18 protein-coding genes are annotated in these 21,192 nt (G+C 70.5%); 8 read left to right on the top strand and 10 right to left on the bottom strand.

Features of this window, described 5'->3' with window-relative positions:
• Positions 1-32 precede the first annotated feature (32 nt).
• The 7 genes from D7X32_RS02705 to cglC all read right to left on the bottom strand — a co-directional run bounded on the left by D7X32_RS02705 (position 33) and on the right by cglC (position 7,588).
• Positions 33-1,811 (bottom strand): bifunctional diguanylate cyclase/phosphodiesterase, encoded by a 1,779-nt coding sequence (locus tag D7X32_RS02705; protein ID WP_158625596.1) that lies wholly within the window; start codon positions 1,809-1,811, stop codon positions 33-35.
• 137 nt (positions 1,812-1,948) lie between these two features.
• Positions 1,949-3,169 (bottom strand): hypothetical protein, encoded by a 1,221-nt coding sequence (locus tag D7X32_RS02700; protein ID WP_244238814.1) that lies wholly within the window; start codon positions 3,167-3,169, stop codon positions 1,949-1,951.
• Positions 3,170-3,249: 80 nt separating this feature from the next.
• Positions 3,250-3,726, bottom strand: a complete 477-nt coding sequence (gene ybaK / locus D7X32_RS02695; protein ID WP_120600934.1) for a Cys-tRNA(Pro) deacylase — start codon at positions 3,724-3,726, stop codon at positions 3,250-3,252.
• Positions 3,727-3,731: 5 nt separating this feature from the next.
• Entirely contained in the window at positions 3,732-4,874 is a 1,143-nt protein-coding gene (gene purK / locus D7X32_RS02690; protein WP_120600911.1) for a 5-(carboxyamino)imidazole ribonucleotide synthase, read from the bottom strand.
• Positions 4,871-5,374, bottom strand: a complete 504-nt coding sequence (gene purE, locus D7X32_RS02685; protein WP_171447911.1) for a 5-(carboxyamino)imidazole ribonucleotide mutase — start codon at positions 5,372-5,374, stop codon at positions 4,871-4,873. The genes purK and purE overlap by 4 nt, the downstream gene beginning before the upstream one ends.
• A gap of 171 nt (positions 5,375-5,545) precedes the next feature.
• The gene (locus D7X32_RS02680) at positions 5,546-6,979 is read right to left on the bottom strand and encodes a vWA domain-containing protein (RefSeq protein ID WP_120600910.1); all 1,434 of its coding nucleotides are present in this window, start codon (positions 6,977-6,979) and stop codon (positions 5,546-5,548) included.
• Between the two features lie 102 nt (positions 6,980-7,081).
• Complete coding sequence (cglC, locus tag D7X32_RS02675) at positions 7,082-7,588, bottom strand: adventurous gliding motility lipoprotein CglC (protein ID WP_120600909.1); 507 nt, start codon at positions 7,586-7,588, stop codon at positions 7,082-7,084.
• 267 nt (positions 7,589-7,855) lie between these two features.
• On the opposite strand from cglC, the gene D7X32_RS02670 reads away from it, so the two are divergent.
• The 7 genes from D7X32_RS02670 (at position 7,856) to pcnB (ending at position 17,269) form a co-directional block, all read left to right on the top strand.
• Positions 7,856-8,683 carry an outer membrane beta-barrel domain-containing protein gene (locus D7X32_RS02670; RefSeq protein WP_120600932.1) on the top strand — a complete coding sequence of 276 codons (828 nt, stop codon included), beginning with the start codon at positions 7,856-7,858 and terminating at the stop codon, positions 8,681-8,683.
• Positions 8,680-9,585: an outer membrane beta-barrel domain-containing protein gene (locus D7X32_RS02665; RefSeq protein ID WP_120600908.1), complete on the top strand. Its 906-nt coding sequence runs from the start codon at positions 8,680-8,682 to the stop codon at positions 9,583-9,585. Before D7X32_RS02670 ends, D7X32_RS02665 begins: the two co-directional genes overlap by 4 nt.
• A 6-nt stretch (positions 9,586-9,591) precedes the next feature.
• On the top strand, positions 9,592-11,637 hold the full coding sequence (gene gltC, locus D7X32_RS02660) for an adventurous gliding motility protein GltC (protein ID WP_120600907.1): 2,046 nt from the start codon (positions 9,592-9,594) through the stop codon (positions 11,635-11,637).
• A 111-nt stretch (positions 11,638-11,748) separates the two neighbouring features.
• The gene (locus tag D7X32_RS02655) at positions 11,749-13,062 is read left to right on the top strand and encodes an MFS transporter (protein WP_120600906.1); all 1,314 of its coding nucleotides are present in this window, start codon (positions 11,749-11,751) and stop codon (positions 13,060-13,062) included.
• A 10-nt stretch (positions 13,063-13,072) separates the two neighbouring features.
• Positions 13,073-14,107 (top strand): phosphate acyltransferase PlsX, encoded by a 1,035-nt coding sequence (plsX, locus tag D7X32_RS02650; RefSeq protein ID WP_014398336.1) that lies wholly within the window; start codon positions 13,073-13,075, stop codon positions 14,105-14,107.
• On the top strand, positions 14,104-15,150 hold the full coding sequence (locus D7X32_RS02645) for a phosphatase domain-containing protein (protein ID WP_120600905.1): 1,047 nt from the start codon (positions 14,104-14,106) through the stop codon (positions 15,148-15,150). Before plsX ends, D7X32_RS02645 begins: the two co-directional genes overlap by 4 nt.
• A gap of 388 nt (positions 15,151-15,538) precedes the next feature.
• On the top strand, positions 15,539-17,269 hold the full coding sequence (pcnB, locus tag D7X32_RS02640; RefSeq protein WP_120600904.1) for a polynucleotide adenylyltransferase PcnB: 1,731 nt from the start codon (positions 15,539-15,541) through the stop codon (positions 17,267-17,269).
• A gap of 168 nt (positions 17,270-17,437) precedes the next feature.
• On the opposite strand, the gene D7X32_RS02635 is transcribed toward pcnB, so the two are convergent.
• Entirely contained in the window at positions 17,438-18,643 is a 1,206-nt protein-coding gene (locus tag D7X32_RS02635; RefSeq protein WP_120600903.1) for a DNA polymerase IV, read from the bottom strand.
• A gap of 41 nt (positions 18,644-18,684) precedes the next feature.
• On the opposite strand from D7X32_RS02635, the gene D7X32_RS02630 reads away from it, so the two are divergent.
• Complete coding sequence (locus D7X32_RS02630) at positions 18,685-19,098, top strand: secondary thiamine-phosphate synthase enzyme YjbQ (RefSeq protein ID WP_120600902.1); 414 nt, start codon at positions 18,685-18,687, stop codon at positions 19,096-19,098.
• Here D7X32_RS02630 and D7X32_RS02625 read toward each other — a convergent pair.
• On the bottom strand, positions 19,095-20,036 hold the full coding sequence (locus D7X32_RS02625; protein ID WP_120600901.1) for an RluA family pseudouridine synthase: 942 nt from the start codon (positions 20,034-20,036) through the stop codon (positions 19,095-19,097). The genes D7X32_RS02630 and D7X32_RS02625 overlap by 4 nt on opposite strands.
• Positions 20,033-21,148, bottom strand: coding sequence for a serine/threonine-protein kinase (locus D7X32_RS02620; RefSeq protein ID WP_120600900.1), 1,116 nt, complete (start codon positions 21,146-21,148; stop codon positions 20,033-20,035). The genes D7X32_RS02625 and D7X32_RS02620 overlap by 4 nt, the downstream gene beginning before the upstream one ends.
• Positions 21,149-21,192 lie beyond the last annotated feature (44 nt).

Genomic DNA, 21,192 nt, shown 5'->3' with positions numbered 1-21,192 from the left:
CTGCGTCTCACCCGGGATGAGGCGCGGCCCGGCTACTTCACCGCGCCCGGCTGGAACAGGAACGTGCTGGTGTGCGTCTGCGCGGAGACGGCCTTCACGCGCTTTCGCAGGGACGCGGCGACGGCGGACAGCTCCGCGGGGTGGGGCTGGGCGGACAGCCCGTGGTGGTCCACCGCCGCGAGGCTCAGCGTCACCGGCACCGTGTTGCCCGCCGCGTCCGTCGCGGTGAAGCCTCCGCGCCGCAGGTCCTCCGGACCGTAGAGCGGCACCTTCTCCGCGTCGAAGCGCTGGCAGAGCGTGCGCAACACCTCCGGCGCCACCGCGTCCGGGCACACGAGCACGAAGTCATCCCCGCCCACGTGGCCCAGGTTCGAGCCTTCCGGCAGCAGGTGCAGGCACTCCGACAACACGCTCGCCGTGTAGCGGATCACCCGGTCGCCCTGGAGGAACCCGTAGCGGTCGTTGTACGCCTCGAAGTGATCCAGGTCCGCGTAGATGACCGTGAACGCGCTGCCCTGGAGCGCTGCGCGGATCCACCGTTCAATCATCCGGCTGCCGGGCAGGTCCGTGAGCGGATGCGCGCCCGTCGCCGCGTGCTGCTCCAGGTCCGATGCACGCGCGATGAGCTGCTTCATCGTCACCGTGCCCAGGAAGTGGCCCTTCGCGTCCGTGACCACCACCGGGTCGTAGACGGACTCGGGCGGACGGCGCATCGCCATGCGCGCCAGCGCCGTGATGGCCGTCGCGTCCTCCACCACCATCAGCGCCTCACGCGGCCCCTCCGGGAGCGCGGACGCCGTGCTGACAGCGGCCCCCCCGAAGCGCGCGTAGAAGCTCCGCCGCGTCACCACCGCCTGCGGCTGCTCCGCGTCCAGCAGCACGACGTGGTCCTCGCCCGGCGTGCGGCGGAAGAGCCGGTCCAGCTCCACCGCCTGCGCCGTCACCGGCGCGCACGGCGGACGGATGATCATGCTGCCCACCGTCTCGTCGTCCTCGTGCTCGCGGTGATGCAGGGCGCGGATGGCCTCGCGGCAACGCTCCGCGAAGTCCGCGCCCGGCCGCTGCGGAGAACTCACGGGACGCGCCAGCAGGTAGCCCTGCGCGTGCCGGATGCCCAGGCGCAGCAGGACCGCCAGCTCGTTCCACGTCTCCACGCCCTCGGCGATGAGCACCGCGTCCACGCGCTGCGCGAACGCCACCAGCGACTTCACCAGGTGCTGCCGGTACGTGTGCAGGTGGATGTCCCGCACCAGCGCCTGGTCCAACTTGATGAAGTCCGGCGCGCTGTGCACCAGCGTCACCAACCCCGAGTGCCCCGCGCCGAAGTCATCCAGCGCGATGCCGAAGCCCTGCTCCGCGTACCGCCGCGCGAGCATGCGCAGCTGCTCCGTGTCCTCGAACGTGCTGCGCTCGGTGATCTCCAGCACCAGCTGCTGGGGACTCAGGCCGTGCTGACGCAGCAGCTCCAGCGTGGACGCGCCGCCAAAGCGTTCGTCGCTGAGCACATCCGGACTGACGTTGAAGAAGAAGGGCCCGCGCCGCTGTGCCTCCGGCAGCGTGGCGATTCTCCGCACCGCCGCGGTCCAGCATGCGCGCTCCAACTCGTAGGTGAAGCCCTCCACCCGCGCGCGGTTGAACAACTCGTTGGGGGACTCCACCGGGCCCAGGCCTCGCGACAGCACCTCGTGGCCGAGCACCTCGCCGCTGAGCAGATCGACGATGGGCTGGAAGACGGTGGCGACCCTCGGCTCGTCTCCGTTCCATAGCCAGGGAGGAGGCGGTGCAGGCTTGCTGGGGGAGGGCAGGCTCATGACTCCCGAAATGTACCGCGCTCTGGCGCAAGCTTCAGGCCCCCCCGACCACTCGGCAGGTCCAAACTCGAAAACGGACGCTTGCCGCCGGGAATCCCGGGCTCGGGGCGGGAGGGCTCCGACAGCCTTCCCAGGTCCTATTCCCCCCGAATCCGCTGGATTTCCGGCACCTTGGCGTCGTCGGACGACATCGGAGCCGGATCCACGGGCGCCATCGGGGCCATTTCCACCGGCGCCACCTGGGTCAACGTGACCTGGGCCGCGACCGCGTCCATCGCCTGTCCTTCCTCTCCCTGGGCGGTCGAGAGGGCGCGGAACCGGCGGGCCATCGAGGCCAGCTCCGCCGCCTTCAACTGGGCCTGACCGCTGCGAAGCGACAGCAGCGCCACGCGCGCACGCTCCAGCAGGGCCACCTCCGCACGCAGCCTCGCGAGGATGCGCTCGCGCCGCTGACGCATGTCCCCCAGCCGCTCCACCTCTTCCGCCAGCGACGCCGCCGCGGCCTCCAACTGCCGGCGCGCCACCACGTCGGTGCTCGCGCGGGCGCTGCGCTCCAGGCTGTCGCGCTCCGCCTGCAACTCCGCGGCGGCGCGCTCCTCCAGCTGCGCCTCCACGCCGGCCCACTCGGACGCCAGCTCCACCGCGCCCTTCGTGATGCGCGCCAGCGTGCGGGCCAGCTCCTCACGCGCGGGCTCCCGGGGCAGCTTCGCCAGCGACTGTCCGCATTGGCGGTAGAGGGACAGCGCGCGTTCGGACAGCGTGTGGAAGTCACCGGACAGCTGGGGCAGCAGCTCCTCCGCGCGCGCCTCCACCGGATCCGCCGTCAGGCCCAGGTGCGCGGCGATGGCGCCCAGCCCCACGAAGAGTCCCACGATGCCGCCCACCACCGACGCCGCCAGCAGCGTGGGCGTGGACACCGACGCCAGCCGCACCGACAGGATGTTCGCCACCACGCCGCCCGCCAGCGTGAGCCCCGCGCCCAGCACGGCGCCCAGGCCGTAGTGCACGAGGGTGGGGCGGGCCTCCGCGACCTGTCCCTCCTCGCCCAGGTCGTTGAGGCGCGAGCGCACCAGCAGGGCGCCAGCGGCCGCGCCACTCGTGGCCACCGTCCACGCGGGCGACAGGCCCAGCCCATAGGGCAGGGCGACGAGCAACAGCCCCAGGCCACTCAACAGACCCCGGTCCCACCGGTCGCCGCGTGCGCACGCCAGCACCACCGCGGCGGGCACCAGCCACGTCAGCGGCATGGGCATGCCCACGCGCAGGGTGAGCCACTGCACCAGCCCCGCCCCGGCGCCTGCCGCCAGCGCGCGCGTGACGGTGTGTTCGAAGGCTTCGCGGTGGTGGAATTGCAACACGGCGGCATTCATCGGGACACCCCGGGAACGGCCCCAAGGGCCGGGAATGTCCCTTCGAACGCTCGGCGCGCGAAAAGGGTCTACGCCTTCGGACGCGAGATGGGTCCCGGCTTTCCCTTCGTCACGCGGAGGTAGTCCGCCGGGGCGAGGACGATCTGCGTCCCGCGCACCCCCGCCGACACGGCGACCGCGTCGAACAGCTCCAGCGTCTCGTCCACGAAGACGGGGTACTCCTTCTTGCCCCCCAGCGCGGTGACGCCGCCCCGGATGTAGCCGGTGAGCGGCTGCAGCTCCTTGAGGGGGACGGTGTCCACCTTGCGGTCGCCGGAGAGGCGCGCCAGGGCCTTCAGGTCCAGCTCCGCGTTGCCGGGCACCACCGCCATCAACACGCCGGTGCGGTCGCCCTTGGCCACCAGCGTCTTGAAGACCTGCTCCGCGGGCATGCCCACCTTGGCCGCCACCGTCTCCGCGGACAGGTCGTCCGGATCCACGTCGTAGTCGCGCAGGCTGTACGCGATGCCGAGCGAGTCCAGCAGCCGGGCGGCGTTCGTCTTCATGGGCGTCACATCCCCAGGAGCGTGGCGGCGGCCTTCACGCGCTGGAGCGCGTCCTCGGGCGTGGTGCCCACCGCGGACAGGTGGCCCATCTTGCGCCCCTTGCGCGCGTCGCGCTTGCCGTAGAGGTGCAGCCGGACGCCGGGCATCGCCAGCGCCTGCGCGAACCGGGGCCCGCCTTCCTTCAGCCACAGGTCGCCCAGCAGGTTCACGATGGCCGCGGGGCGCACCACCTCCACGGAGCCCAGGGGCAGGTTGCACACCGCGCGCACGGCCTGCTCGAACTGGCTGGTGAGGCACGCCACTTCCGTCGAGTGGAAGCTGTTGTGCGGCCGGGGCGCCACCTCGTTCACCAGCAGCGACCCGTCACCCAGCAGGAACATCTCCACCACCAGCAGCCCCTCCACCTTCAGCCCGGAGGTGATGTCGCGCGCCACCTGCGACGCCTGCGACAGCACGGCCTCCGGCAGCGGTCCCGGGAGCAGCGACCACGCGAGGATGCGGTCCTCGTGGTGGTTGAACGCGGGCGGATACACCGCCAGCTGCCCATCCGGCCCACGCGCCACCAGCACGGACAGCTCCGCCTTCAGGTCCAGCGCGGCCTCCACCACCACGGAGCGCTCGCCCAGCTCCTTCCACGCGACGCCCGCCTCGGAGGCCGTCTTCACCTCGTACTGGCCGCGTCCGTCGTAGCCGCCCTCACTGGACTTGATGAAGCACTTGCCGCCCAGCGCGGTGATGGCCGCGGACAGCTCCGCCTCCGAGTTCGCCTCGCGCCACGGGCCCAGCGGGAAGCCGCCCTTCGCGAGCCACGCCTTCTGCCGGCCGCGGTGCTGCACCACCTCCAGCACGGTGGCTCCGGGCCGCATGGGCGCGTGCCGGGCCACCGCGTTGAGCGTGGCCAGCGACACCTTTTCAATCTCCAGCGTCACCACGTCGCACGAGCGCGCCAGGTCCTCCGCCGCCGCCGTGTCGGAGAAGGACGCGGTGAGGCAGCGGTCCACCACGGAGCGCGACGGGCACGCCGAGTCCGGATCCAACGCCTGCACCTGGTAGCCCAGCGTGCGCGCCGCGAGCGCCATCATGCGCCCCAGCTGGCCTCCGCCCAGGATGCCCAGCGTTCCGCCGGGGAGCACCATGGGGCCACTCATCCCGCCACCTCGCGCTGCGCCAGCACTTCATCCGTGCGGGCCTTGCGCCAGGCGCCCAGCCGCTCGCGCAGCTCCGGGTACTTCAGCGACAGGATGGCCGCCGCGTGCAGCGCCGCGTTGGCGGCCCCCGGCTTGCCAATGGCCTGCGTGCCCACCGGGACGCCCTTGGGCATCTGCACGATGGAGAGCAGCGCGTCGAAGCCGGACAGCACCGTGGTGGGCATGGGCACGCCCAGCACCGGCAGCAGCGTCTTGCTGGACACCATGCCGGGCAGGTGGGCCGCGCCGCCCGCCGCGGCGATGATGACGGACAGGCCCCGGCCTTCCGCGGTGGACGCGTACTCCATCATCCAGTCCGGGGTGCGGTGCGCGGACACGATGCGCACCTCATGCGGGATGCGCAGCTCGGCGAGGATGTCGATCGCCGGTTGCAGGTGTTCGAGGTCGCTTCTGCCGCCCATGATGACCCCGACCCACGGGGTGCTCGCGCTCGCCGCCATGCTTGTCCGCGCCTCCAGTGCGCCCTGCTTCCAGGGGGTGAAACCTGGAAGAACGCGGAGATAGGGCCACGCGATTCCGGAGGTCAACCGCGAAGATGTGACGTCGCGATGAAGGGCGGGCAGGGGGGCGGGCGTCGCCCCCTTGCTCGCCCCCAGCGCTCCAGCCCCGGCTCAGTACGTCGAGCCCATGCGCCCGAAGCTCTTGAGCGCCTTCACCTTGCTGTTCTTCACGGCGGCCTTCTGGGCCTCCTCGGTCTCCGCGTCGTCGTATTCCTGCATCGCGCGGGTCTGGTCCGCCTGATCCGCCGCCACCGCCGCCGCGCCCGCCACCGCGCCCGCCTCCATGAAGAGGGCCTGGTTCTGGGACAGGTAGCCCTTGGCCTCGTCCTTCTTGCCCTGGCTCATCGCCTCCGCGGCCTTCTGGAGGTTCTGCGCGCTGCGGGCCCGGGCCGCGTACACCGTGGCCTCCTTGTCCTGGCGCTGGACGATCTCTTCACGCACGTCGGTGGCCACCGCGGCCAGCATGGACTGGTCCTCCACGTTCTTCTGCACGAGCAGGTCCGTGTACGCGACCTTCAGCCCCGCCACCTGCACGGACTGGCCCGGCGCGATGCCCGTCACGTGGATGCGCGCCACCACGCGCTCCACCTGGCCCGCGGAGAAGTCCGGCAGCGCCACGCGCACGGTGTTGCCGGCCTGGTGCGCGCGGTAGCCCAGCACCTCGTCCAGCGTCGTGCCCGGGGGCAGCTCGAAGGACAGCTCCACGTTGCGCGCCACCGCGGTGGTGGCCTGCTGCAGGTCGCGCTGGAAGAGGGTGGACAGCTTGCTCGCGTCCTCCAGGAAGCCGTACGCGCCGGCGCCGTACTCCGCGAACGCCTGCATCAGGTCCTCGTTGAAGTCCGTGCCCACGCCAATGGAGCTCACCGTGATGCCAGAGGCGCGGATCTCCTTCACCACGTTCTTGAGGCCCTCCTCGTCGGACACGCCCTCCGTGGGCTGGCCGTCGCTCATCAGGATGAGGCGGTTCACGCTGGCCAGGCCCCCCATGGCGGACGCCAGCTGCGTGCGGCCCACCGACAGGCCCGCGCTGATGTTCGTGCCGCCGTCATCCCAGATGCCGTCGATGAACTGGGCCATCCGCTCGCGGTTGCCCGCGGTGGCCGGCAGGGACGGCAGGCTCTTCACGTCACTGCCGTAGTGCACGATGGCCAGCCGGTCCTCGTCGCGCAGGAGCGTCACCAGGTGCCGAGCGGCCTGCTTCGCCTGCTGGAGCTTGTAGCCGCTCATGGACCCGGACCGGTCGATGACCACCGCCAGGTTCACCGGGCTGCGCTTCGCCCCGGGGACCTCCGCGCCGGTGAGGTCCACCGTCACGTACGTTTCGGACGAACCCACCGGCACGTACGGGTGCGACAGCCGGCTCGTCACCTGGAGGCTGCCGGAGGACGACCGCGGCCCCGGCGCCGGGACGGGCGGGGTGGGCGTCGGGGTCGTCACGACCACGTGAGAGGTGGGCGGGAGGCCGCCCCCCCGGGGCATGCCCAGCACCAGCGCGGTGAGGGCAAGGCCACCAGCGAGGGCGAGGAACAGGACCGTACGATTCATGGCAGGGCTCCAAAGGCGTTTGAAACGCGGGCCCTGCCTTTACGAACGGGGTGCGCGAAAAGGTCTAACCCTTTCGTGCGAGGCGACTGTTCAGTGCGCTGTTCAGGTGCCCTGGGAGGTCGGCGTGGCGCCCGCGCAGAAGTAGGGCGAGTTGTTCTCGCCGAAGGTGCGCCGGTAGAAGCCCTCGTCGGCGACCTTGATGGCGTCCAGCGTGTCCTGATCCAGGAGCAGGGGACGGCACGTCATGCGGTCCTTGAGGCCCTCCTCCACGTCGTCCACGGTGCGGGTGATGGTGCAGCCGGTGGTGGTGCCCTGCACGCACTCCTTGCTGCAGTAGCCCTGGGCGAACGCCTCCGGGTTCTCGCTGCGGGGGCTCTGGTCGTCGCGCACGCAGACGAGGTCCTCGCAGTCCAGCGAACCGAAGGAGATGAAGTCCTGATCCGCGGCGATGTCCTTCTCGTGGATCTCCACGAACTTGCGGCCCTGGGTTTCCTGCTCCTCGGCCGTGGCCTTGCGCACCAGGGTGCACGGCTTGCCCAGCTCGGTTTTGACGTCGCAACCTCCCAGCATCAGGGCGGCGGACAGGAAGAGCGCGGATCGCACGAACATCTTTGAGACCTCTAGGAAGGATGGAACCAGGGCGCCTGGGGGGAGGACGCCGGAACCTCGAAACGGTAGCACACCACTTCTTCGCGCCAACCCCTGACCCACGGGGAGCGAGCGCAGTGGAATTGTGAAGGGATACGGGAGGAATACAGAGGAAGCAGGCGCATCGTGGCGGTTGATGGTTGGGAATACGGCCGATAGGATGGCGGGGCTGATGTCATGCTGCCTTCCGGTGGCAGTACGTTCCCTCCCCCCACGGAGCGCCCGGACTTGAACCGCCCCACGCTGCTGCTTGCGCTGAGCCTGATGTGGCCTGCGTTGGCCCCCGCCCAGAACCAGGAAGGCATGGGCCTCGATCTGACCGAGGATGCCCAGGCCAAGCCTCCCGAAGAAAACCCCGCGCCGCCGCCGGACGAGGAAGCCCGCCCCGCGTCGCCGCCTACCGCCTCTCCGGCGAAGGACATCCCGGTCGAAGCGCTGATGCCGCTCACGGACATCACCCAGGACGACCGGGTGAAGAGCGTGCAGCGCAAGGTGTACCTGAAGAAGGGACGCCTGGAGATCTCACCGTTCGTGAGCATCTCCGTGAACGACCCGTTCTATTCGAAGTTCGGCGGCTCGCTCCGCGCGGCCTGGTACCTGTCGGACACGCTGGCCGTCTCCGCTCGTGGCTCGCTCATCCAGGTGCTCCCGTCGGATGACGTCCGCACGGCGAAGCGCACCTTCAACGCCAAGATCTACAACTCCGTGCCGAACTGGTCCGCCATGGGCGACCTGGAGTGGGCGCCGCTCTACGGCAAGGTGTCCTTCCTCAACTCCATCCTCCACTTCGACGGCTACCTGCTGGGCGGCATGGGCGTGGTGAGGACGGAGACCTCCGCGCTGCCGGACCGCGGCCTCAACCCGGCCTTCGACCTGGGCCTGGGCATGCGGTTCGTCACCAAGGACTACCTGGCCGTCAACGTGGCCCTCATCAACACCTCCTACGTGGACCAGCCCCTGGGCAGCAGCAAGGGCGCCATCCAGAACGTCATGACCCTCAACGCGGGCATCTCCATCTTCCTGCCCCTCAAGTCGACGGGGAGGGAGTCCGAATGAAGCCCGCCTTCCGTCTGCTCCTGACCCTGTGCGCGGGCGTGCCCATGCTCGCCACCGCCGCCGACCAGGCCCCCGCGCCCGCTCCGGCCGCCGCCGCTCCGGCGGCTCCGGTCACGCCCGCTCCGGCCGCCGCCACCCCGGCGACCCCGGCTCCGAAGACCGCGACGAATTCGAACCCGCCCAATTCCTCCCAGGAGGAGGAGGCCGGCGACGTGTCCGAGGTGGACAAGGACGCCCTGGGGCCCCTTCGCGAGCGCATCCGGCCGGTGTCCGGCCACATGTTCCTCAAGCAGGGCCGCTTCGAAATCAGCCCGTCCGCGTCCATCACCATCCGCGACGCGTTCTACAAGAAGTACATCTTCGGCGGCACCGTCACCTACTTCCCCATGGAGACGCTGGGCGTGGGCCTGCGCGGCGGCTACGCGCTGAACTCCGTGGCGGGCTCCGCGCAGATCTGCACCTTCACGCCGGGCGAGGGCGGAGACACCCGAGGCTGCCGCGCGCCCTCCAAGGGAGAGCTGGACGGGTACGCGCCCGGCCAGATGAGCCTGATGGGCGGCGTGGACGTCCAGTGGGCGCCCATCTACGGCAAGCTGTCGCTCTTGGCGGAGAAGTTCGTCCACTTCGACATGTACGGCGTCGTGGGCGGATCCGTCATCCAGTACAAGGGCCCGGCGACGGGGCCTGATGGCGCGCCGATCGCGGGCAGCAAGTCGTACCTCACGGGCGGCGGCAACGTGGGCGTCGGCCTGCGCTTCTTCTTCAACCGGTGGATGACGCTGCGCACGGAGCTGCGCGACCTCATCTACGTGGAGAAGGGCCGGGACCCCACGCCCAACTACCTCCGCAACCAGATCATGTTCGAGCTGGGCCTGTCCTTCTTCTTCCCCTCCGGTTCCTAAAGACTCATGCGCACCCACCGGTTCCTCCGCCTCGCCGTCCTCGGGCTCACGCTCGCGTACACGGCCCCCACGCTGGCCCAGTCCTTTGAAGGGCTGGACCTGGCGGGCCAGTCGAAGAAGAAGAAGAAGGGGGCCTCGTCGAAGGCTTCCTCGAAGAAGAAGCCCACGGCCAAGCGCGGCAAGGGCAAGACGTCCGCCCCGGCCGAGGACGCCGCGGAGTCCTCCACCGCCACGACCGCTCCCGTGGGCAACCCCGCCACGCCGCCCGCGGCCGTGACGACGACGCCCGTGCCTGGCGCGACGCCCGCCGCGCCCGCCGCGAAGCCCACGCCGCCCTCGAAGCCGGCCCCCCAGGGCAGCCCCGGCCTGGGCCTGGACCTCACGGGCGACAACGACAAGCCGCCCGCGCCCACGATGACGTTCGACGCGGTGGACGTGTCCGGCAAGACGGCGGACCGCCAGCGCCTGGACGCGGCCATCAGCCTGTTCAAGAACGACGAGTACGAGAAGGCCGCGATGGCGTCCCACGAGCTGTTGGGGGACCCCAAGCTCCAGGGCCTGCACGTGGAAGCGCGCTACGTGCTCGCCAAGTCGCTCTACCGCATGGGGCTGTACCACTCGTCGCTGGGCGAGTTCTCCAAGATCCTGGCGGCGGGCCCGTCCACGAAGTTCTTCAAGACGAGCCTGGAGTGGCTGTTCTTCATCAGCCGCAAGACCCAGAACGAGACGGTCATCCTGGATGAGATCGCCCGGTACGCGAACTACGAGTTCCCGGAGAAGTTCCGGAACGAGTTCCGCTACCTGCTGGCGCGCTACCACTTCGTGCGTGGCCGCGCCCTGGATCAGGTGGGCCAGACGGAGAACGCGGACAAGTCCTTCGAGGAAGTGAAGCGCCTGGCGCTGACGATTCCCCGCACGGATCCGTTCTACCCGCGCGCGAAGTACCTGGAGGGCCTGGCCTTCTTCCGCAACGGCACGAACCACAAGGACGCGGCGGCCAAGCGTGGCAACACGGACGTCATGGCGTCGGTGGAGGCGATGAAGGAAGTGGTGCGCCTCACCCGTCCCATGGCGGGCCGCACCGGCGAGCAGGCGAAGCTGGACAAGTCGCTGCGCGAGCTGGCGTTCATGCAGCTGGCCCGCACGCACTACGGCATGCAGCAGAACCGCTTCTCCATCTTCTATTTGAACAAGGTGGAGCGCGGGAACACGCAGTGGCTGGAGGCCCTCTTCGAGTCCTCCTGGGCCAACTACCGCATCGGCCAGTACGAGCAGGCGCTGGGCAACCTCATCACCCTGTCGTCGCCCTTCTTCCGCGAGGAGTACTTCCCGGAGGCGCTCATCCTGAAGGCGGTCATCTATTACGAGAACTGCCGCTACCGGGAGTCCAACCTCATCCTCCAGGACTTCGAGCGCACCTACCTGCCCGTGCACGACGAGCTGGACGCGCTCGTGAAGAAGAACATGGACGCCTCCGAGTACTACACGGTGCTCGCGGACGTGCAGAAGAAGAACAAGGACGGCCTGGAGAAGAACGGCACGGACGTGCTCCTGGAGCGCATCCTGCGGCTGGCCCTCACGGATCAGGACCTGAAGAAGACCAACGACTCCATCCTGGAGCTCGAGGGTGAGATGGACCTGTTCTCCAACAAGGGCGACACGTTCAAGTACTCGGAGCTGACCAAGCAGCTGCTGGAGGAGCTCAAGGTCCAGCGCACCAGCCTCATCTCCAAGGCCGGCATCATGGCCAAGGGCAAGCTGGAGACGGAGCTGGGAGCGCTCAAGCTGCTGCTCGCCAACGGCCTGCGCATCAAGTTCGAGACGACCACCAAGGAGAAGGAGTTCCTGGAGGAGCAGCTCAAGGCGGGCGGCCGCACGGCCATCGTCAAGAAGTACAAGTACTCCGTGGCGGTGGCGGACGATCAGCTCTACTGGCCCTACGAGGGCGAGTACTGGCGCGATGAACTGGGCACCTACCAGTACACGATGACCAAGGGCTGCATCGAGCGCGACACGGCCAACCGCAACATCCAGTCCGCCGAGGCGATGTAGACGCCTCGCGCTGAGAGTGGGATTCTTCCCGGCCGCCGGAGCGCCCCATACGCGCGCTCCGGCGGTCTTTGTCTTTTCCAACGGTCCCTCGCGGGACGAGGGAGTGCGAAGTTGGCTCGGGAGGCGTCGCTGCGGGTGGTGTTCGGCATCGCCGTCCTGGACCTCATCGGGTTCGGCATCCTGATTCCGCAGCTGGGCGTGTACGGCGTGCGCTTTGGCGCTTCCCCCTTCGCGGTGGGGTTGCTCGTCGCGGTGTACTCGCTGATGCAGCTGGTGGCGGCGCCCATCATGGGACGGTTGTCGGACCGGTTCGGCCGGCGGCCGGTGCTGCTGGTGTCCCAGGTGGGCTCGCTGGTGGGCTACGTGCTGTTCGCCTTCGCGCACACGCTGCCCCTCTTGTTCCTGTCGCGCGTCATCGACGGCATCTCCGGCGGCAACGTGTCCACGGCGCAGGCGGTGGTGGCGGACATCACCAAGCCGCATGAGCGCGCGCGGGGCATGGGCATCATCGGCGCGGCGTTCGGCCTGGGCTTCGTGCTGGGGCCCGCGCTGGGCGGCGTGCTGGGGGCGTGGGGCGGCAACCTGGCCATTGGCCTGTTCGCGGCGGGGCTGTCCGCGCTGAACCTGCTCAACACCTGGTTCTTCCTGCCGGAGACGCGCAAGCCCGGCTCCCCGTCCGCCACGGCGCGCACCCTGAAGGGCGCCATGTCCGTGTTGACGCTGCCCGTCGTGGGCCGGTGCGTGGTGCTGGTGCTGCTCTACACGGTGGCCTTCGCGCAGATGGAGGGCACCTTCTCCGTGTACCTGCTGACGCGCTTCCTGTCCTCCGGGCCAGTCCCGCTGGAGGGCGGGTGGCTGGTGCACGCGGTGCATCCGGACGCGGCCATCCTGAAGGAGGCCAGCCTGCGCTCCGGGGCGCTCTTCGCGGTGGTGGGCGTGCTGTCCGCGCTGGTGCAGGGCGGGCTGGTGCGCCGGCTGGTGGGTTCCGGCCATGGCGCGGCCGGTCAGGCGGCGGCGGGTGGCTCGGGGGGCAGGGGAGGGCGGGAGGCCCCGGTGGCCGTGGTGGGCTTCGGGCTGACGGCGGCGGGGCTGGCGCTGTTGCCCGTGGCGCCGTCGTACGGGTGGCTCTTCCCGGTGATGGGGCTGTTGGCGGTGGGGTCCGCGCTGGTGACGCCGTGCCTGTCCGCGCTGGTGTCCCTGCACGCGCCGTCCGAGCGGCAGGGGGCGGTGCTGGGGGCATATCAAGCGTCCGGTTCCCTGGGCCGCATCGTCGGTCCCGCGCTGGGCGGCCTGCTCTTCACCCGGCTGGGCCCGACGGCCCCCTACGGGACGGGCGCGGTGCTGGTGGCGCTGGGTGGACTTTTGGCACTGTCGCTGGTGACACAGGTGCGATTGTCCGGAGCGGGCGCGGAGCAAAGCTCATAGGATGGGGACCATGGTGGGCAAGCCGCAGCACATCACCATCGCGTTCGACGTGATGGGGAGCGATCACGGCCCGGCGGAGGTGGTGCGAGGCGCCGCCCAGCTCTCGCTGGAGTCTCCGCACATCCACGCGCTGCTCGTGGGGGACCGGCCGGTCATTGACGAGGCCCTCGCGGGCATCAAGCACAACGGGGAGCGCATCTCCGTCCACCACGCGGGCGACTACGTGGGCATGGACGAAAAGCCCGGCGAGGCCCTGGCGCGCAAGCCCGAGTCCTCGGTGGCGGTGGCGGCCCGGCTGGTGGCGGAGGGGGAAGCGCATGCGCTCGTCTCCGCGGGCAACACGGGCGCGGGCGTGCTCGCGTGCAAGCGCCACTTCCAGCTGATTCCCGGCGTGCGCCGCGCGGCCCTGGCCACGGTGTACCCGACGCGGGGCGTGCGCGGCGCGAAGCAGGACCCGTTCAGCCTCATCCTCGACGTGGGCGCCACGGTGGAGGCCACCGCGGAGGACCTGGTGGCGTTCGCCGTCATGGGCAGCGCCTACGCGCGCATCATCTCCCGCAACGAGCGGCCCAAGGTGGCGCTCCTGTCGAACGGCGTCGAGCCGCAGAAGGGCCCGCCCCGCGTGGTGGAGGCGCACCAGCGGCTGTCGCAGATGGCGGGGCTCAACTTCACGGGGAACGTGGAGGGCATCGACATTCCGCGCGGCACGGTGGACGTCATCGTCACGGACGGCTTCGTGGGCAACGTGTGCCTGAAGATGCTGGAGGGCGTGCACGACACGGTGATGGAGCTGGCCCAGTACGCCTACAAGGAGAGCCTGCGCTGGCGCGCGGGCCTGGCCATGCTGTCCTCCGGCATCGAGCGGCTGAAGGACATCACGGACTGGGAGCAGTACGGCGGCGCGCCCATCCTCGGGTTCGACCGCATCTTCATCAAGGCGCACGGCCGCTCCAAGGCGCGCGCCATCGCGAACGCGGGCAAGGTGGCCGCGAAGGCGGTGGCGAACGAGCTGGGCACCGCCATCCAGGAGGGCCTGGCGAAGTGAGCCTGCCGGACCGCATCGACCCGCGTCCCCCGCGCCGCATCTACCGGTGGGACCTGGACAAGACGTACCTCCAGACGGACTTCGAGTCGTTGCGCGACCTGTTCCGCACCGCCTTCCAGAAGGCCCATGAGAAGGTCGCCGTGCCGGGTGCGTCCGCCCTCATCCGCGAGCTGGCGGAGCAGGGGGACTCGCGGCTGTGCATCGTGTCCGGCAGCCCCAAGCAGATGCGCGCGGTGCTGGAGGAGAAGCTCAAGCTGGACGGCGTCCAGTGGGACGAGTTCGTCCTCAAGGACAACGTCAGCAACCTCCTGCGCGGGCGCTTCCGGGCCCTGCGTGGACAGGTGGGCTACAAGCTGCCCGTCATCCTGGAGAGCCGCATCCACGCGCCGGTGGAAGCGGAGGAGGTGCTCTTCGGGGACGACGCGGAGGCGGACGCGTTCATCTATTCGCTCTACGCGGACCTCATCGCGGGCCGGGTGGACGAGCGCGTGCTGGCCCAGGTGCTGGAGGCGGGCGGGGTGTACCCGGACGACGCCGCGCGGGTGCATGAGGCGTGGAAGAAGATCCCCATCGCGGATCCGGTGCGGCGCATCTTCATCCACCTGGACCGGCTGACGCCGCCCGCGCACTTCACGGCCTACGGCCCGCGCGTGGTGCCCATCTTCAACTACTTCCAGGCGGCGCTGGTGCTGCTGGCGGACGGCCACCTCACGGCGCCGCAGGTGCTGAAGATCGCCGTGGAGATGGTGCAGACGGCGGGGCACAACATCATCACGCTGTCGAACTCGTTCCAGGACCTGCTCCGGCGCGGCCTGCCGCTGCAGCAGGCCGCCATCGCGCTGTCCCAGGCGATGGAGGGGCCCAACGCGCTGCTCAAGGCCATGCGGCCCGTGCCGGACATCCTGGCCGCGTTCAGCAAGCGCCTGGCCGCGCTGGGCACCCAGCCGCCCCCACCGCGCGTGCAGGCGGTGGACTACGTGTCGCTCATCTCCCACGCGCTGCCCCGGACCCACAAGGGGCGCTCCACGAAGCCGCAGACCTGAGGGCCGGGCTCCCGGCCCCCCGTGCCTGGCTGCCTGCCTGCCCCAGGGCCGCTCCAGCGGCGGGGGCCCCGTGGCGCCCGGGTCCAGGCCCGGGCCGGGGTGTTGTCCAGTGGAAGCGCCTTTCCACGGGTGGCGGGCGCACGGAGGGCGGGCAGGGGGCCAACGCGAACCCCCGACGTCCTTGAAGAATGTCCTTAAGCGCGACCCCCATGGGTGGGAGGATGCGTGCTAGACGGCTGCCCTGCCGAGGCGAATGACGCGAGACCCGACCCATCCCCCGCCCCATGGCGGAACGCTGCCAGCCGCGCCCGGAGACGACGCGCGCGGAGAGGCCTCCTTCGAGGCGGCAGCGGCGCAGGCATCCGGGTCCGCGCACGAGGTTTTTTCCATGTCTTCCCCCCTGGACCTGACGGGCCCCGAGGAGCGCACCGAGCGCACCGAGGCCCAGGCGCCCGCGGACTCCGCCGAGCGCCCCAGTGAGCACGAAACCCCCTCCCGGGCCTCCCAGGCCCCCGCCGAGCCCTCCGATGCCGTGGACGCGGCGGACGATGACGGGTTCGACGACGATGACGACTCCGAGGACGCCGGTCCCGAGGTCAGCGATGAAATCCAGCGCGCCACCGAGGCCCTGAAGGCCGCGGAGGCGGAGGACGCGCAGGCCGCCGCCGAGGCCGGTGACGAAGCCGAGGAGCCCGAGGCCGTCATCCTGGAGCCGGAGCCCGAGCCCGCCGCGAACGAGCCGGAGCTGCACGCGCCCACCACCACGCGCACGGGCGAGCCCGCGGAAATCGACCCGGACGAGATGGATCCGGACGCGCTCAAGGTGGTGCTGCGGCTGCACCAGCACGGGCACCAGGCGTACCTGGTGGGCGGCTGCGTGCGCGACCTGCTCCTGGGCAAGAAGCCCAAGGACTTCGACGTGGCCACCAGCGCCCACCCGGGCGAGGTGCGCGCCATCTTCCGCAACTGCCGCCTCATCGGCCGGCGCTTCCGGTTGGCGCACGTCTACTTCAAGGGCGGGAAGATCGTGGAGGTGTCCACCTTCCGCGCGAACCCGACGGAGCTGGAGCCGGCGCCGGGAGCGGCGGGGGCGGAAGAGGGGCAGTCCGGTGAGGACCTGCTCATCACCCACGACAACGTCTTCGGCACCGCGCAGCAGGACGCGCGCCGCCGCGACTTCACCATCAACGGCCTCTTCTACGACGCGGCCGAAGGCCGGGTCATCGACTACGTGCGCGGCCGGCGCGACCTGGATGAGCGCTTCATCCGGACGATTGGCGACCCCGAAATCCGCATGCGCGAGGACCCGGTGCGCATCCTGCGCGCGGTGCGCTTCGCGGCGAAGCTGGACCTGGACATCGAGTCGCGCACGTACGCGGCGATGGAGGGCGCGGTGGAGGACCTGCCGCGCTGCGCGCCCGCGCGCCTGCTGGAAGAGACGTTCCGGCTCATCCGCGGCGGCGTGTCCGCCCCGGCGCTGAAGCTGCTGGCGGCGCTGGACTCGCTCAAGATCCTCCTGCCGCCCGTGGACGAGTACCTGCGTGAGAATGGCAAGGAAGGGGAGAAGACCTTCTACGCCTTCGCGCAGGCGCTGGATAAGCGCGTGTCGGCGGGCGAGGTGCTGGACGACGCCATCCTGCTGGCCACGTTGCTGGTGCCCATCAGCCGCGCGCAGCCGCCGGTGGAGGAGTCGCAGGACGAGGGCCGCGCGTCCGTGTCTCGCGTCATCGAGGACCTGCTGGCGGGCTTCGTGGAGTCCGCGCGGTTGCCGCGCCGCATCGCCGAGCGCTGCCGCATGCTGCTCCTGATGCAGCGCACGCTGTCCGGGGAGCGCCGCCGCAAGACGGGCGCCTTCCGCCGCCACCCGCTCTTCAACGAGGCCCTGGCCGTCTTCACGATGACGGTGGAGGCCACGGGCGAAGGCCGCGAGGCGCTGGATGCCTGGCAGGCCGGAGAGGTGCCGCCGCCGCGCGCCGGAGCGAACAGCGCCGGGGACGCGGAAGGCCCCCGCCGCAAGCGCCGCCGCCGTCGCCGCCGTCGTGGCAACGGGAGCGGAGAGGGTGGCGGTTCGGGGTCGGACCGTCCGGCGTCCTCTGGTTCCGACGCGGGCGAGGGGTAGTTCCCTGGGAGTGCCGCCGTGAAGCGAAAGGGTTGGAGCGCTCAGGTGCTCCGGCCCTTTTCGTGTCCGCGAACCCGGTGACGCGCTACCGAGGCGCGCAGTGGCAGCGAGCGGGCTGGAGCGCTCCGGTGCTCCGGCCCTTTTCGTGTCCGCAGGCCCGGTGACGCGCTATCGCTTCGGCTTGTCCACGGGCTTCTCGGAGCGGTGGTGGTCGTCATCCGACGCCTCCGCCCCCGCGATGTCCGCCATGGTGATGGCCTTGCTGCCGAAGCGCGCCGCGATGCGGTCCATGGCCTCGTTCAGCTTCGACGACTTCGGCGCCGCAGCCGGGAACAGTCCGAGCTGCGCTTCGTCTTCGTCCAACTGCACGCTGACGCCCGTGAGCCGCAGCGCCTTGCCCTCGTGGGCGCGCTCCAGCAGCTCCAGCGCCGCGCGGTAGATGACCTGCCCGTCGTCCGTCGCCTCGCGCAACGTGGTGCGCCGGGTGATGAGCGTGAAGTCCGCGAACTTCAGCTTGAGCTGCACCACGCGCCCCTTCAACGACGCGCGCCGCAGCCGCCGGGCCACCCGCAGGGCCTGCGCGTGCACGTGCGGCTTGAGCACCTCCGTGCCCGTCAGGTCCTCCTCGAAGGTGTCCTCCGCGCCCACGCTCTTGGCGGCCCGGTCCGGCACCACGTCGCGCGCGTCGATGCCGTGCGACAGCTCCCAGAGGTGCTTGCCGCTGGACGCGCCGAAGCGCTCCTCCAGCCACGCCGCGTCCCGCGCCGCCACGTCGCCAATGGTGACGAGCCCCGCGCGCTTCATCGCCTCTTCCGTCTTGGGCCCCACGCCCCACAGCCGCGACACCGGCAGCCCCGCCAGGAAGGCCACCGTCTCCTCCGGCCGCACCTCGCGCTGCCCGTTGGGCTTCGCCAGGTCGGAGGCGATCTTCGCCACGAACTTCGCCGTCGCGATGCCCGCGGACGCCGGCAGGTTCAGCTCGTGGGCGATCTCCTTGCGGATCCGCTTCGCGATGTCCGCCGCCGCGCCGAACAGCCCCACCGACGCCGTGACGTCCAGGAACGCCTCGTCCAGCGACAGGGGTTCAATCAGCGGCGTGTACCGCTCGAAGATGGCGAACACCTGCTCGCTGGCCTCCGCGTACGCGGAGAAGCGCGGCTTCACCACGATGGCGTGCGGTGCCTGCTTCACCGCCCGCGCCATGGGCATCGCGCTCTTCACTCCGAAGGGGCGCACCTCGTAGGACGCGGCCACCACCACGCCGCGTTGTGCATGCCCGCCAACGATGACCGGCTTGCCCCGGAGGGACGGGTTGTCTCGCTGCTCGACGGACGCATAGAAGGCGTCCATGTCCACGTGGAGGATGGCTCGCATGGCGTGAGTCACTCTAGTGGCCCCCTCTGACAGTGCGAGCCATGAAGACCCTCACCGAATACCTCTGGTTCGAGACGAAGGCCCGCCGCGAGCTGGTGCGCGTCACGGACACCGTGGCCGCCCTGGTGAAGAAGAGCGGCATCCAGGAGGGCATGGTGCTGGTGTCCGCCATGCACATCACCGCGGGCGTCTTCGTCAACGACGACGAACCCGGCCTCCACGAGGACATCTGGGACTGGCTCCAGCACCTGGCGCCCTCCGGCCCCGACTACCGCCACCACCGCACCGGCGAGGACAACGGCGACGCGCACCTCAAGTCCATGCTCGTCCACCATCAGGTGTTGATTCCCGTCACCGCCGGCAAGCTCGACCTGGGCCCCTGGCAGCAGTGCTTCTACGCGGAGTTCGACGGCCAGCGCCGCAAGCGCGTCATCGTCAAGGTGATGGGCGACTAGCCGGCCACGGGCCACGACAGCCCGTGCCTCGAAAGCTCCGCCACCAGGTCCTGCGGCAGCGGGCTCTCCACCTTCACGGGCTCCTTCGTCACCGGGTGCGGCACGGTGAGCGAGCGGGCGTGCAGGAAGAACCGCCCCAGCTCCGGCGCCTCGCGGCCGCCGTAGAGCACGTCCCCCACGAGCGGCGCGCCCACGCCCGCCAGGTGCGCGCGCACCTGGTGCAGCACGCCGGTGAGGATCTTCACCTCCACCAGGCTGTAGTCCCCGGTCCGGGCCAGCACCCGGAAATGGGACAGGGCCTCGCGCGCGTCCTCGGCGCCGTAGGGGGCGGGCTCCACGCGGTCCGGGTGGCGGGGGTGGTGGCGCAGCGGCACCTCCACCTCGCCCTCGTCCGCCAGCGGGCCCGTCACCAGGGCGAGGTAGCGCTTGTCCACCGCGCGGTTGCTGAAGGCCTCACGCACGGCGGTCCAGGCTTCACGCGTGCGGGCCGCCGCGAGGACTCCGGACGTCTCCACGTCCAGCCGGTGGCAGAGGCCGCCCTCGCGCGGATCCTGGGACGCCTGCGCGACCTCCGGGTAGCGCGCCACCAGCGCGTTGGCCACGGTGCCCGTCTCGCCCGGTTGCAGCGGGTGCGACGGACGGCCGGCGGGCTTGTCCACGAAGAGCAGGGCTGCGTCCTCGTGCAGGATGCTGAGCGGGAAGTCCGTGTCGGGCACGGCCTCGCGCGGGGCCTCCTCCACCGTCACGGTGACCTTCTGGCCGGCGGTGACGAGGAGCCCCTTCTTCGCGGGGCGGCCGTCCACGCGCACCTGGCCCTCCTCGAAGAGGCGCTTCATGCGCGCGCGGGACAGGCCGAGGGCCTCGCCCGCGAACAGGTCCACCCGCTGGCCCGCCTTCGCGGCGTCCACGGTGAGGGTGTGCGTCGTCGTCGTGGTCACTCGGAGAGGGCCTCGTACACTTCCTCGGCCGTCTGGAACCGGTCGTCCGGCTCCTTGCGGATGAGGCGATGGGCCACCCGCGCCAGCTGCGGGTCGCCATGCAGGTTGAGCGCGAGCAGCGGCGGGGGTTCCGTCTCCAGCACCTGACGCCACAGCTCGTGCGGCGTTTTCGCGTCGAACGGCGGACGCCCGCTCATCAGCTCGTACAGGATGACGCCCAGGCTGTACAGGTCCGAGCGCCCATCCAGCGGCTCCCCGAGAATCTGCTCCGGGGCCATGTACCGGTAGGTGCCCACCAGCTTGCCGTCCGCGGTGATGCCCGCGTCGTCGGCGAGGAACTTGGCCAGGCCGAAGTCCATCAGCCGCACCTGCCGGTCGTCGTCCACCATGATGTTGGACGGCTTCAGGTCCCGGTGCACCAGCCCGTGGCCATGGATGTACGCCAGCGCCTCGCACACCTGGAGCATGGCGTCCTTCAGCTTGCCCATGCGCTCCGGACGGTTGAGGTCCGCCAGCTTCGGCGTGGCGGGGCGCGAGGCGGGCGGCGGCGCGCGAGGGGCGGCCCGGCGCGGGTCCACCACCCGCATCCCGTCCGAATCCGAGTCGTCCCCGGCGCCGTGGAAGCTGGCCAGGTCCTCGCTGGGCGCCTCCTCCGCGAAGGCGTTCAGGCCGAAGGTGCCGTCGTCCTCGACCTCGTCGTCCTCTTCCTCGTCCGGGCTGTCGACGCTGCCGAAGTCGTCATCCGCGGTGCGGCGGATGGTGAGCGGGAAGCGCGAGGAGGGCGTGGGCGTGTGCAGGTCGTTGAAGCTCACGTCCAGGTAGTGGCGCAGCGTGAGCCCTTCGATGAGCTCCATGGCCAGGTACGGCTGGCCCGCGTGGACACCGGCCTCGAAGACCTTCACCACGTTGGGGTGGGCCAGATCCGCCAGCGTTTCGAATTCGCGCGCGAGTCTCCGGGCCGCGCGGTCGTCCAGCGACGGGCCACCCGTCGACAGGAGCTTCAGCGCGACCTCGTCGTTGCTGCGGCGGTCCAGGGCCCGATAGACGGTCCCGGCTCCGCCACTGCCGAGCGTCTCCAGCACGCGGTAGGGACCAATGGCCTTGGGAGGCATGGGAGCGCGGATCCTACGGAGCACGTCACGTCACGGTCAAACAC

It is taken from the genome of Corallococcus carmarthensis (assembly GCF_003611695.1).
In the GTDB taxonomy this organism is placed as follows: domain Bacteria; phylum Myxococcota; class Myxococcia; order Myxococcales; family Myxococcaceae; genus Corallococcus; species Corallococcus carmarthensis.
Note: the sequence above shows the minus strand (reverse complement) of the source record. Positions and strands in the feature narration are given on the sequence as shown.